This window comes from Pseudomonas sp. LABIM340, assembly GCF_040017195.2.
GTDB lineage: Bacteria > Pseudomonadota > Gammaproteobacteria > Pseudomonadales > Pseudomonadaceae > Pseudomonas.
The window spans coordinates 1321010-1334588 of sequence record NZ_CM200227.1 but is presented as its reverse complement, the minus strand read 5'-3'; the positions used below and the strand labels follow the sequence as shown (position 1 = coordinate 1334588).

At 57.3% G+C, this 13579-nt stretch carries 10 protein-coding genes; 6 read left to right on the top strand and 4 right to left on the bottom strand.

The features are described 5' to 3' along the window. Nucleotides 1-406: 406 nt before the first annotated feature. A complete protein-coding gene (locus ABKS89_RS06385) occupies nt 407-2545 on the top strand; it encodes an NACHT domain-containing protein (RefSeq protein ID WP_348587978.1) in 2139 nt (712 codons plus the stop codon). Between the two features lie 342 nt (nt 2546-2887). Here the strand turns inward: ABKS89_RS06385 and ABKS89_RS06380 are convergent, their stop codons facing one another. Further along, on the bottom strand, nt 2888-4471 hold the full coding sequence (locus tag ABKS89_RS06380) for a hypothetical protein (protein ID WP_348587979.1): 1584 nt from the start codon (nt 4469-4471) through the stop codon (nt 2888-2890). 689 nt (nt 4472-5160) lie between these two features. On the opposite strand from ABKS89_RS06380, the gene ABKS89_RS06375 reads away from it, so the two are divergent. Next, nucleotides 5161-7008 (top strand): sensor domain-containing diguanylate cyclase, encoded by a 1848-nt coding sequence (locus tag ABKS89_RS06375; protein WP_348587980.1) that lies wholly within the window; start codon nt 5161-5163, stop codon nt 7006-7008. Nucleotides 7009-7039: 31 nt separating this feature from the next. Here ABKS89_RS06375 and ABKS89_RS06370 read toward each other — a convergent pair whose 3' ends face one another. From ABKS89_RS06370 to ABKS89_RS06360, 3 genes are all read right to left on the bottom strand, one after another. Further along, nucleotides 7040-7711 (bottom strand): hypothetical protein, encoded by a 672-nt coding sequence (locus tag ABKS89_RS06370; RefSeq protein ID WP_348587981.1) that lies wholly within the window; start codon nt 7709-7711, stop codon nt 7040-7042. Nucleotides 7712-7800: 89 nt separating this feature from the next. Next, nucleotides 7801-9021, bottom strand: coding sequence for a cytochrome c biogenesis protein DipZ (locus tag ABKS89_RS06365; protein WP_348587982.1), 1221 nt, complete (start codon nt 9019-9021; stop codon nt 7801-7803). A 97-nt stretch (nt 9022-9118) separates the two neighbouring features. Then, entirely contained in the window at nt 9119-9391 is a 273-nt protein-coding gene (locus ABKS89_RS06360) for a DUF2790 domain-containing protein (RefSeq protein WP_348587983.1), read from the bottom strand. 225 nt (nt 9392-9616) lie between these two features. Here ABKS89_RS06360 and ABKS89_RS06355 point away from each other — a divergent pair, with 225 nt between their 5' ends. The 4 genes from ABKS89_RS06355 (at nt 9617) to ABKS89_RS06340 (ending at nt 13031) form a co-directional block, all read left to right on the top strand. Continuing rightward, nucleotides 9617-10357 (top strand): response regulator, encoded by a 741-nt coding sequence (locus ABKS89_RS06355; RefSeq protein WP_138212393.1) that lies wholly within the window; start codon nt 9617-9619, stop codon nt 10355-10357. Between the two features lie 8 nt (nt 10358-10365). Continuing rightward, nucleotides 10366-11664 (top strand): ATP-binding protein, encoded by a 1299-nt coding sequence (locus tag ABKS89_RS06350; protein ID WP_348588178.1) that lies wholly within the window; start codon nt 10366-10368, stop codon nt 11662-11664. Nucleotides 11665-11783: 119 nt separating this feature from the next. Beyond that, nucleotides 11784-12422 (top strand): hypothetical protein, encoded by a 639-nt coding sequence (locus ABKS89_RS06345; protein ID WP_348587984.1) that lies wholly within the window; start codon nt 11784-11786, stop codon nt 12420-12422. Nucleotides 12423-12515: 93 nt separating this feature from the next. Further along, nucleotides 12516-13031 (top strand): HvfX family Cu-binding RiPP maturation protein, encoded by a 516-nt coding sequence (locus ABKS89_RS06340; RefSeq protein WP_348587985.1) that lies wholly within the window; start codon nt 12516-12518, stop codon nt 13029-13031. Nucleotides 13032-13579 lie beyond the last annotated feature (548 nt).

Here is a 13579-nt window from a genome sequence, read left to right as displayed (position 1 = left end):
GAAAATACGAAGAGCAGGATTCGCTCACTACGAGAAGGGAACTCTATATTTATCCCCGAGATTCAATTTGGCAATGAACTAATCTGCAGCGGCACAAGAGTTCCCTTATATGACACTTTAAGACAAGATCAAGGCGGAAAAAGAAAACCTGTGAGGCTTCAACAGAAGATGGTGGACACATCACTCACCTCAGACCTCCTTTGCCATTGCAGAACCGAAAGTAGAAACTTTAGAAGAGACTCAGAGCCCAGTTCAGCAGCGATAATTATTGGCGATGATGATGATCTTCTACCTGGAGCGTTTGTTGCTGAAGCCTGGGGAATGCCGACATACGTCTTTAGAGTATCAAGAGAACACGAAAGTCGGCACATCTCATCATCCGGAATAATTCACAGGATTTAAAAATATGGATATCGAAGAAATCACGTGCGACATTCTTGCATTTAGCGACCCTTTCACTGACAGCAAAGTGAAAAACCCAGCAGGAAAACGTAGGATAGAGCTAATAAGAAATGCAAGAGAGCTAATCTTCGAGATCGATAAAACCTCAGGAAGAATATCCTCAAAGCACCGTAAAGGAGACTACCAAAATTTGAGGTCTCTTTTAGCATCGGCAGAGTTTTGCGACATAAAAAGATTAGCCGACACTCAACACCGGTACTATACAAGACAAGAGCAAGGTCCCGAAATTCCAGCCGAAATAACAATAAACAAGAAGAAGATCTCAGCTGAAAATCTAGCTGAAAAAATATCTTCTACCGACGGAAAGATCTCACTAACTCTGCTTGATGGACCAGCTGGCGTAGGCAAAACATATCAAATCAAACGTCTAGCAAAAAAGCAAGCCGCAAAGTTTTTAAATGACAATCAGTCGCCGCCTGTTCTACACATTAGCAGCGGAGGGAGAAGGCTTTCGAACTTCCCTGACGTATTGGCGGCGACCACGCAAGAAATCGGTGCATGCTTTAATGGAAAGCATGTACCAATATTAGTTCGACACGGCCTAATAATTGCTGCAATTGATGGATTCGATGAGCTAGTTGACGCTGACGGCTATGAAGATTCTTGGAGAGCTCTCCAGCACTTCCTCAACGATGTAGGGAACTCTGGGCAGATAATACTTGCTGCAAGAGACACTTTCATCGACCAACAAGAATTATTAGATAGAATAAATAAAGAAAATGGCGATAGCATCCAACTTGAACTCGGGCACATCAACCTAGTATCGCCAGAAAGCGCAATAGAATACCTTTCAAAATCCCCACATTGGAAACCTGATGACATTAACTCAGAAATAACACGGGATATTTTGTCAGAGGGAAGCTATGCACTTCGTCCATTTTTCCTTAATGTATTGAGAGATGCAGGCGGCTGGGAAAAAGTAAAAGACGAGGGTTTCAGATCTTATCTTGTTAACAACCTCATCCAACGAGAGGCAAAAATAATATCTGCCGGCCTAAAAGGACTAGATATTCAAGATGTAATACCCTCATTACACCATTTGTTCTCCGAGATATCGCTCGAAATGGCGATGAGAGAAAATAATCTAATAGATTTAGAACACCTTTCCTTTATCATGTCCTATGTATTTGAGGGAGTTACAGACGATTTATCGATACGCAAACTTTCTCACAAGTCCGGGAGCACTTCTCTCCTTGAAATAACAACCGAAAAAGACAAGAGAAAATTCCCTCATTCAGAAATTCAGTACTATTTCTTCGCCCACGCCATACTCGAAGGACTAGCAGGGAGATCGACCCCCTCTGTACTTCGAAGAACAATATTAGGCAATGAACAACTAGAAGTATTTGCGGAGGTATTCACCTCCAAAGAAAAACAAGCGAAGGACGCTACAACCTATCTGTACTCAGAACTCAACAAAGATCTAACTGCCGATAGCCTATCGAACAATGGATCAGCACTAGCTCTTCTAGCATTCTCACTGGGACTACTTAATAGACTAGATTACCTATCCGTTAATGAAGCAACGTTTGCTGCTGGTTCTCCATCTGGAATATTGAATGACTTCTCTGCCAGTCGCATAGATGCATGCGGCGCTGACCTGACAGATGTAATATTCGAAAAAGCAAGAATCACCACACTAGTAATCGACGAATATACCAAGTTTGGGAAAAGCCATCCCCAAGTAGACTCACTAGAAATTCGCGGACTAAACTCCCGCATAGAACGCTCACCAGAGACAATTAGCAGCGAGCTATCAACGCACAGCATACTTACCTCTGAAAACAAATATTCAGAAAATTCAGCAGTAAGATTACTGGAGAAACTCGCACGCCGTTCAAACCGTTACTGTTACATAAGAGAAGAAGGTGACGATGAAGGATCATTTCTGTTGAAAGATGAAAGCTGGCCAACTCTTAAGCAGATCCTTGCAAAGCATGATCGAATTGATATTAAAGTGAAGAAAGCCATGCACGGGAGGCCCGCCCCGTTATTCAGAATAAAAAACCCTATGGAGCTTCTGGACCAGTCAATGCCAGAAACAATAAAAATACTTGACGAGATAGTCAAAAACACACCGTAACATAAGTCTGTTTTTCATAGCAAAGCCGTTTCCAAGGGAAACGGCTTACTTTTTCTTACACACTCCAAACCTAGCGGTCGCTGCATCAAAATCCCCCTAATAAATCCCACGACAGCACTTCCCATCTACGCCACTTATTATTTACAAAGCCAATATGACGACAATAAATGATCCGCAAGCTATTTCAGGAAACGTCTAACAACGAAAGCAGTTGATCGCCTGGCGAAGGGTCACCTAAGTTAGTTCCTGCCGTTCGCAAAAAGGAGGCCAACTGTCCAGACATGAAACATCTTCCATAATTTTAGTTATTGATCTAAGACAAGGTTGCGGAAAATGTAGAGCCTACCCCGTACGAATCATTAGATGAGTTGGAGCACTGGATAGATCAGTCCAATAATCATCACAATATACATCCCCAATTTTAATAATTTCGTTCGCTAATCGCATCCCTTCAGAAATTAAAAACTCATTTACCCATGATTCCGAGTTGGGCCCCCCCTCCTCTCTAACCAGCTTGAAATCCCCGGCAAAACCATGCCGACCATCTTCATAAAACCTAGTGCATTGAGCAGCAAAAATAAATACATAGCATACTGAGTCTAAAACTAAAGTCCTATAGTGAAAAAAGTGAGCTATCGAGGGGCGGGCACTACCAGAGCTTTCCTCCTGCTCGAATTTTATCTTTAGGCTCCCAAGGCCTTTTTTCAAGCCTAGCAAATCCAGCAGGGCGCTCTCATTTTCACGCAACCAATTTAAACTAACTGATAGAGATGAACAGTCAAATGAATCCTTCAGGATATCACGCAAATATTCCGCCACCACACTTAAACACTCAATCGACTTATCAAGCGGATTGGTATAAGCATTAAAAACCCTAAGAAAATCACCCTGATGTTCGAAGAATACAGAGATATCGTGTCGAGAAGTTATGGTTTTTTCAAAAAATATGAGCGCCTTACGCAGCAAGCTCAGAGAGTAGTCATTGTCATCCACAAAAGCCGGCACCACATTTATTTTCCCCGTGCCTACGTCAGCACATATATCCAAGAAATCGGTTGACACACGAAATATAGCTCTATCCAAGCTATTAACTAGAGGACTCAAATACACCTTAGCCGGCAACACTAAAGTCTCGACAGCCGAGCTGGTAATCATTACCCTGGTCTGGGTAAAATCAGCCCTTGTCATTGTCATCACTGCATTTTTCATAGCAACAACAGGTTTTGGATCTTTAATTCCAAAACGCTTATTAAAGAGTGAAAAATCACTAACCGTCACTTTATTGTCGTAGCCTAGAGAGCCGAGAATAAAATTTTCTCTCTGCTCGCCCCCCTTGATAGTGAAACATATATCTGCCCCCCCATCTTCAAATCCTGCAGAACTAAGAGTTTCTTGCTTCTCACCAAGATACCTTCCCCACCTCCTATAATGATTATCCTCAATATATTTTAGCAATCCTCGCCCACTGGGTTCAGGCAATCGATTGGTCTCGTCATAGCTCAAAGTTAAACTCTTCTTGTGCAGCCGATTTCCTTGTCCGGTAGAAATATGCTCTCTCGCCATTTTTAGAATTCGCCTTATTAAACCTTCATCAAGGTGAAGTAAATAGGCAGCCACAGGAGTAGCACCACTATCAAAGTGAAGAAATAGATAAAAGACAGGTAGTGGATCAGTAGCCAAAGAATGAAGATTAGATAGTTCTACGCTTTTGGAAAGCCTCCTCCCTTCGGTAGCTTTTACCTGAACCTTACAGATCATGTTTGATCTATGCAGATCGAACGCAGCTCCAGTTGCTCTATTTACCGGAAGCTCTAAAAGAAAATCCCATCCATGCTTATCTTCTTCAGCCTTGTTGATAGTGATACCTACATCACTACACCAACTGACGAACTTGCTTTCACCTGCCTTACCTAAGTCTCTTTTCACGAAGCGATGTACTCCATTAAACAAACTATCAGGCGAATCTTACTACACGCCCATGAATTCTGAGCGCTTGCCCTCAACGCCTCAGCTTCACCTGTCTGAAGCGACACTGCGAATACATGGCCTCGCTAGTTCCTGGGGAACCACCAGAACCACTAATCATTCCTTTTTTCCAGTGGTTTCGCTGCTATCTTCCGAGCGGACTGTCGAATAGGTTGTTAGCGGTCATGTCGCAACGTCCTGACTCGACCATAGCTCACACCTCCATTGAGGAACAATTAAGAAGTCCGGACACAGGCTGATGACGAGACAGATCCTAAATGGAGCCGAATCGTAAGATGCCCGATGAAGGGTACCGATTAAAGGCAACTGCGGTAGATTTTGATTGAAAAAGATCTTGACGATCGGCAGCTATTAGTCGACAGCATTCATCGGATACCTGTCGAAAATGTGTCGAAATCAATGGCACGGAAAGGTACGGAATGAGGCGCCGATGCGACGAAAACGGTTGTATTGACACGCATAGCGACACATCAAAGCAGTGTTCTCAAGGGTTCGATTCCCTTCGCCCGCTCCAGAATCCCAAGCAAAAGCCCCCGGCAGCGTAAGTTGCCGGGGGCTTTTGTGTTTTTGGCGTCGCCAAAGCCTGTCTTGTAAACTCCGTGGCACACCTACATCCCCGGACCCGCCGCATGCCCGCCCTCGCCCCGCACCGGCTATCCCTGTCCTGGCTCCTGCTCCCCCTCCTGCTTCTATTGATCCACCCTGCCTGGGCCGATCACGTGGTCGACGCTGCCAGCGTCACCACCCAGCCACTCACGCTGACCACCTACGTTTCCGTTCTCGAAGACCCAACCGGCAATCTGACGCTGGCAGACGTGCAATCCCCCGAGCAGCAGTCGCGCTTCAACGGCAACCAGCCGCCGGGCAGTGCGCTGGCGATGGGCTTCACCCGTTCGGCGTTCTGGCTGAAGTTGCAGCTGAGCAACTCCAGCGACGCGCCGTTGCAGCGGTTTCTGGTCGTGGAGAACCCTCGGGTGTCTCACGTGCAGGCGAATATCCCGCAGGCGGATGGTTCGTATAGAACCATCAACACCGGCAGCGACGTGCCGCAGTCGAGCAAGGTCTACCCGAACCGCAATTTCGTCTTCCCGCTGAACCTGCCAGCGCGGTCGGAGCAGGTGGTGTACCTGCGGGTGGAGTCGAGCATCGGCTTGCTGGTGCCGCTGCAGCTGTGGCCGGTGAAGGCATTCCACACTTACGAGCGCGACGATTACACCGGCAAGGCGTGGTACTTCGGCATCGCCATGGCGATGATCCTGTTCAATCTGATGCTGCTGTTCGCCCTGCGCGACCCGATCTACCTGCTCTACGTGGTCTTCGTCGGCTGCACGGCCTCGGCGCTGGCGATCAAGAACGGCTTGGCGCCGGACTGGGCGATCTTCGGCGTGCCGCTCAATTCCAACATCGTCTATTACTCCGGCGTGTCGCTGGCCCTCGCCGCACTGCTGTTGTTCGCCAGGAGGATGATGCAGCTCGAACGCATCCTGCCGCGCCTGGACTGGGTGCTGCGCGGGATGATCGCGCTGTACCTGCTCAGCCTCGTCGCCTACGCGTTCGCGCTGCCGTATGTGTCCCGCGCGGGGATCATGCTGAACTTCGCCACGGCGGTGGTGCTGCTGGTCGCGGCCAGCGTCTGCGCCTTCAAGCGCCAGCGCAGCGCGTTCTTCTTCCTCGCCGCCTTCGCGCTGCTGATGCTCGGCGGGGCGATGACCTCGCTGCGCGCCATGGGCATCGTGCCGACCAACCTGTTCACCGTGGACGGCCTGCAACTCGGCTCGGCGATGGAGATGATCGTGCTGGCCTTCGCCCTCGCCGACCGCTTCAACGTGATGCGCCGAGAGAAGGCGCGGGTGCAGGAGGAGTTGATCCGCGCCCAGCAGCAGCTTGTGGATAACCTGCGCACCTCCGAGCACGAACTGGAGCTGCGCGTCGCCGAGCGCACCGACGAGCTGCGCGAGCTGAACAACCAGCTGGAAGCCATGAGCCTGACCGACGCCCTCACCGGCATTGCCAACCGCCGCCGCTTCGACCAGGTGCTGGAACAGGAATGGGGCCATGCGCGCCGCTCCGGCGAGCTACTGGCGCTGGCGGTGGTCGATGTGGACTGGTTCAAGCGCTACAACGACCATTACGGCCATCCGGCTGGCGACGCCTGCCTGCGCGAGATCGCCCAGGCACTGGCAACAACGGTCAACCGCTCGACCGATCTGGTGGCGCGTTACGGCGGAGAGGAGTTCGTCTTCCTCGCGCCGATGACCGACCTCGCCGGCGCGCGTGGCATGGCGAACAAGCTACTACAGGCGGTGGAAGCCCTTGCCCTGCCCCATGAGCTTTCGCCGTTGGGGCGGGTGAGCGTGAGCATCGGCATTGCAGCAGCGGTGCCGGGGCAGGAAGCCTCGGCCGAGGCGCTGGTGGCAAGGGCTGATGCCGCGTTGTACGAGGCGAAGAAGCAGGGGCGGAATCAGCTGGCAGGCTGATGACGGTGCTCCTCAGCCCGGTCGGCAGCCCTTATTGGCCACCATCCAGAATCCGTCGGTACTCGCTCTGATACTGCTCATACGGCAGATTTCGCTGCTGCAGTTCAGCGAGCTTCTGCTCAAGGGATGCCTGCTCGGCCGCCTTCGACGATGACGCCGCGACAGGTTCGGATCGGGCGAGCGCACTGGCGCCACGTACATCCGCAATGATGGACTGCGACAACGCTTCCAGTTGCTTGTCGGTCATCGCCGAGAGTATGCCTTCCCAAGCACTGGATGAGGTGTCGTAGTTGCGCGAGCCCATGAGCTTGCCGGTCTGTGCGTCGAGGTATTGCACCTCGGAATTGACCCAGGCGTTGCCGACCATCACGCCAAGATTCACCCGCTCACCGGTGGTCAGGTAACGGAAGTTTGTGACGTTGATCTGGACCAGAGTGGCGGGCGTCTGCGACAAGCGCGTTTCACCCACCTGCTCCGAGTACTTCAGGCCCGCCGCCACGGCCTGGCGCTGCATAGCATTCATCCAGACGTTGCGCAGTACGCCCCACTCGGTATTGTTCTGCACCCGTTCGGAGCCCGTGATGTTGAGCACGATGACGCCACGCGTGTCGGAATACAGCGCCAGCGGTTCCTCGGCAGACCTTTTCACATGTGCGGAACACCCCGCCAGCAACACCATGAGCAAAGCAGTGATCAGCCTCATACGACCTCCTTGTCAGCGATGAGCTCATTTTGACATCAGTCGAGCACAGAATGGAAAGGGGCGGATGCACTATCCGCCCCTTCGCTCACTCAGGCCCCAGCCCTCACCCCATCCCTCTCCTTCAACAACGTCTGAATCACCTGCTCCTGCTCCTCATACCCACCTTCGCCAATCGACAGGTGACGAATCCGCCCCTGGGCGTCGATGAAGTAGTGCGCGGGCCAGTACTGGTTCGCGAAGGCGTTCCAGATGCGGTACTGGTTATCCAGCGCCACGGGGTAGTGGATGTCATGCTGCTTCACTGCTGCGCGGACGTTGGCCGGTACGCGTTCGAAGGGGTATTCCGGGGTATGCACGCCGATCACCACCAGACCCTGGTCGGCGTACTTCTTCGCCCAGGCGTTCACGTACGGCAGGCTGTGCTGGCAGTTGATGCAGTCGTAGGTCCAGAAGTCGACCAGCACCACCTTGCCGCGCAGGTCACGCAGGTTCAGTTCGGGGCTGTTGATCCACTCCGCCGCGCCTTGCAGTTCCGGCGCCGGGCCGAGGTCGGGCAGGCGTTCGGCGCCGTGGGCCATGTCGCCGGGCATCAGTTGGCTGATGAGCGCGGGTACGCCGTCGATGACCTTGCGCTCCAGGCTGTTCACCAGCGTGGATGAGCTGCCGGAAGCCAGTTGTGCGCTGGTGCCGCTGGCGATGCCGACCACGGCCAGCAGGGCGAGTACGCCGGTGGCGCGGCGCAGGCCTTCGATGACGGCCATGCGCGGCCGCAGGTGCTGCATCAGTCGGCGACCGGCGAAGAGCACGATGCCCAGCACCGTGGCACTGCCCAGGCCGTAGGCGAACAGCAGCAGGCTGGTCTGCGCGCTCGGGCCTTGCAGCATGGCGCCGGAGAGAATCAGACCCAGCACCGGTCCCGCGCAGGGCGCCCACAGCAAGCCGGCGGCGAAGCCCAGCACCCAGGTGGAAAGCGCCGGCGGCAGGCGCCGGGATTCACCCTGCAGGCGATCACCGATCCACGCCCAGGGCTTGGCCAGAGCGTCGCTGAAACGCGGCCAGAGCAGCGCAACGGCGGAAACCGACAGCAGCGCGAGGGCGAAGTAGCGGCCCCACTCGCTGGCGGCGATCACCCAGTTGCTGGAGACGGTCGCCAGGCTCGCCAGCACGGCGAAGCCGCTGGCCAGGCCGAGCAGCGTGACCCACGGCGACCACGCCGGGCCGCCGGCGCGCTGCAGCAACAAGGGCAGTACGGGAAGGATGCAGGGGCTGAGCAGGGTCAGCGCCCCGCCGAGAAAGGCGATGAGCAACATGGGCACCTCGGTGGGCCGTCGGCCCGTGGGGTTCACGCTTGGGATAAACGCCGGGGAATGAACGCCGCGGCCACTCATGGCCGCGGCATCAGGCGAATCAGCCGCCTTCGTTGCAGTTGGTGGCGAACTTGCGATAGGCCAGGCTGTGCGGCTGGCCGCTGGAATCCAGGTAGTCCATGCGGGCGTTGACGATGCCGCAGTCGAACGGCGAGGCGTTCTCTTCGTGGATGGCCAGGACGCGCTTCACGTCCAGTTTCTGGCCGTAGTGATACGCCTCGGCGGGCTGGGTGTCCGCGGCCTGGGCGCTGAAGCTGGCGAAGGCGGCGACGGCAGCGAAGAGGCAAGCATTGGCGATCTGGATGGCTTTCATGGTGGTTCTCCTGTCCTGTGTCGGGTTTGGCCGGCGAGGGCTGTGTGCCTCGCCGTTGGTGCCCATTTCACGTTCAGGAGGTATCGGGCTTGTGTCGCGCAAGGCCCAGGTTTGCCGCGCCGGGTATCGGCGGCGGCTGTAGATACAGTGGAATACAAAGCACGGAAGGCAAGCGCGGCGCTGCGCTATAAACTCGCCTCAACCCACTACGAACGAGGCAACGGCATGGACCATGTCGATCACGTACTGATCGTCGACGACGACCGCGAGATCCGCGAGCTGGTCGGCAACTACCTGAAGAAGAACGGCCTGCGCGTGAGCCTGGCGGGAGACGGCCGGCAGATGCGCGCCTTCCTCGATGGCAACAGCGTCGACCTGATCGTTCTCGACATCATGATGCCCGGCGACGACGGCCTGAAACTGTGCCGCGAGCTGCGAGTGGGCAAGCACAAGTCCACCCCGGTGCTGATGCTCACCGCGCGCAACGACGAGACCGACCGCATCATCGGTCTGGAAATGGGCGCCGACGACTACCTCACCAAGCCCTTCTCCGCCCGCGAGTTGCTGGCGCGGATCAACGCCGTGCTGCGCCGCACCCGCATGCTGCCGCCGAACCTGCAGGTCAGCGAGGCCAGCCGGCTGATCGGCTTCGGCCGCTGGAAGCTCGACACCACCGCGCGCCACCTGCTCGATGAAGACGGCACCCTGGTCGCCCTGAGCGGCGCCGAATACCGCCTGCTGCGCGTGTTCGTCGATCACCCGCAGCGCGTGCTCAGTCGCGAGCAACTGCTGAACCTCACCCAGGGCCGCGAGGCGGACATCTTCGACCGCTCCATCGATCTGCTGGTCAGCCGCCTGCGCCAGCGCCTGCTGGATGACGCCCGCGAGCCGGCCTACATCAAGACGGTGCGCAGCGAAGGCTACGTCTTCGCCCTGGCCGTCGAACTGCTCGAGCCCAACGAATGAAATCCCTCCTGCACTGGCCACGCACGCTGGCCGCGCGCCTGGCGCTGATCTTCCTCGCCGGGCTGGTGTTCGCCTACAGCCTGTCGTTCTGCTCGCAGTTCTACGAGCGCTACCAGAGTGCGCGCAGCATGATGCTGGGCAACCTGGAGACCGACGTCAGCACCGCAGTCGCCCTGCTCGACCGCCTGCCCAAGGATGAACGCGAGGCCTGGTTGCCGATGGTGCAGCGGCCCAACTACCGCTACCGGCTGGACGGCGGTGAACCCGGCGAGCCGATGAACATGGCGCAGGCGCCGATGGCCGCCATGTCCATCGCCGACTCCATCGGCCCACGCTATGCGTTGCGCTTCGAGGATATCCCCGGCTCCATCCCGCACTTCCAGGCGCACCTCAAGCTCGCCGACGGCATGCCGCTGACCATCGATGTGACGCCCAAGGGTGTGCCGGTCGCACAATGGTTGCCCTGGGTGCTGGTCGTGCAACTGGCGCTGCTGCTGTTCTGCACCTGGATTGCTGTGCGCCTGGCGATCCGCCCGCTCACGCGTCTGGCCCAGGCCGTGGATCATCTCGACCCGGACGCCCCGGCGCCGGAGCTGGACGAACGCGGCCCCAGCGAAGTCGTCTACGCCGCCCGCGCCTTCAACGCGCTGCAGGGGCGTATCGGCTCCTACCTCAAGGAGCGCATGCAACTGCTCGCCGCCATCTCCCACGACCTGCAGACGCCCATCACCCGGATGAAGCTGCGCGTCGAGCAGATGGACGACTCGCCCGAGCGCGAGCGCCTGTGGAGCGACCTGGAAGAAATGCAGCACCTGGTCCGCGAAGGCGTGGCCTACGCACGCAGCATGGACGGCGCCAGCGAGGCGGCGGTGAAGGTCAACCTCGACGCCTTCCTCGACAGCCTCGTCCTCGACTACCAGGACAGCGGCCAGGCCGTGGAGCTGCAGGGCACCAGCAATGCCGTGCTGGAAACCCGCCCCCACGCGCTGCGCCGGGTGCTCACCAACCTGGTGGACAACGCCCTGAAGTTCGGCGGCTCCGCCCAGGTGGAAGTCGAGCGCGATAGCCAGGGCAGCGTGTGTGTCCGTGTACTCGACAACGGCCCGGGCATCCCCGAGGAAGAACTCGCAGAGGTGGTGAAACCCTTCTACCGGGTGGAAAGCTCGCGCAACCGCAGCACCGGCGGCACCGGCCTCGGGCTGGCCATCGCCCTGCAGCTGAGCCAGGCGCTGGGCGGCACGCTGACCCTGTCCAACCGCACCAGCGGCGGGCTGTGCGTGCAACTGGAACTGCCGCCCGCCCGATAATGTACACAGAGATACAAGACGGCCTTCCCCGGACACATCCGGGATAAGGCCCGTCGACAAGATGGCTCCACGAACAGCGGCGGCACCCCGCCCGCCGAGTTCCCCCAAAGGAGCCTGCCATGAACCGTCCCGCCGAACCTGCCCGCCTGCATGGCTGGCGCCTGTTTTCCCTGCTGTCGCTGCTGGTGCTGATCGTCACCGTGCTGGCCCTGTGGTCCCAGCCGCAAGGCGTGGAGGCGCTGCGCAGTTCGATCCGCGTCACCGCCCGCACTTCCTTCGCGCTGTTCCTCGCCACCTTCCTCGCCTCGTCCCTGGCAGCGCTGGTGCCGAGCGATTTCACCCGTGGTCTGCTGCGCGAGCGACGCTTCCTCGGGCTGGCCTTTGCCTTCTCCCACGCCGTGCACGCGGTGCTGATCCTCCTTTACGTGAAGTTCTTCCCCGAGACTTTCTGGAACGGCCGCAGCGTCGCCGCGAACATTCCCGGCTCGGTCGGCTACCTGTTCATCGCCCTGCTGGCCGTCACCTCCTTCCCCTACGCGGTGAAGCTGCTCGGCGCTCGTGTCTGGAAGAGCCTGCACAGCACCGGCACCTGGGTGATCGCCGGGGTGTTCTTCCTGTCCTTCTACAAGCGTTTGCCGATGGGCTCCTGGTACCCGCTGGGCTTCGGCCTGATCTTCAGCGCCATCGCCTTCAAGCTCATCGCCAAGCTGGCCGTCCGCCTGCGCCGTAGCGCCCGCCCCGCGCTGCCAAACGCCTGATCCCGACTTCTCCGCCACCGGGCGAAACCCTCGCCCGGCCGCCCAAGCCTTGCCCACGACCGACTGCCCACAATATTGCCCACGAGGTGTGCCATGACCCTGCTGACCCTGAACCCGCTCAAGACCGCTTTCGACCAACTCGACCGCCTCGCCGCCTGGGGCTGGGACATCCCGCTGCGGCTGTTCCTGGCCTGGGAGTTCTTCGAGTCGGGCCTGGAGAAATGGCACGGCGACAACTGGTTCGAACAGATCCACGCCAGCTTCCCCTTCCCTTTCAACCACTTCTCCGCCGGCTTCGACTGGCAGGTGTCGATGTGGGCCGAGCTGATCGCGCCGGTGTTGCTGCTCCTGGGGCTGGCAACCCGCTTCGCCTCGGCCTCGCTGATCGTGGTAACCATCGTCGCGATCGCCGCAGTGCACTGGCCTGCACAGTGGTCGAGCCTCGCGGAACTGGCCCAAGGCTACTCGATCACCGACCATGGCTTCGGTAACTACAAGCTGCCGCTGATCTACCTGGTGGCGCTGCTGCCGCTGGTGCTGAAGGGCTCGGGCGCGCTGAGTGTGGATGGGATGGTGCGGCGCTTCCTGGGAGCTGCGCGGACTGTCTGATCAGCTAGCGATTCGTCTGTTCAACCAGCAACGCCCTCTCCTTTTGGAGAGGGCGTTTTTGTTTGTCTGCGGGAAGTCGGTGCAGGGGGTTGAACGCGGACTTTGTCCGCTGTTCGCGGGCGTGGCCCGCTCCTACAAGGTGCGTACGACCCTCGGGCTTCCCTCCGCGCCGCTGAGACCGTAGGGCGCATAACGCGCCAGCGTTATCCGCCTCCACATGCTGAAGACTTCCAGTGCAACATCCGCGCGCTCCGGAGTGCCCCTTTCAGGAGGCCGACAGTGATCGGAGTTTCAGGGGTTGAGCGACATGGATGTTGCGAGAGCGTTGTCGGGCCGGGGATGGCCCGTCGAGGGGGACGCCTAGTTCGGGCCCCTGGAACTCCGAGGAACCGAGGGTACTTTTCGCGAAGCGAAAGGCCGGATGCCAGGGGCGAGACCTTTGGTCACTTTGGGTCTTTCCAAAGTGACTCGCCCGAGGGGGCAAAACACCGAGCCCGAGCGACGCAGCCCCCCCTACCCGAAGCAAAAGCATCGCGGACAAAGTCCGC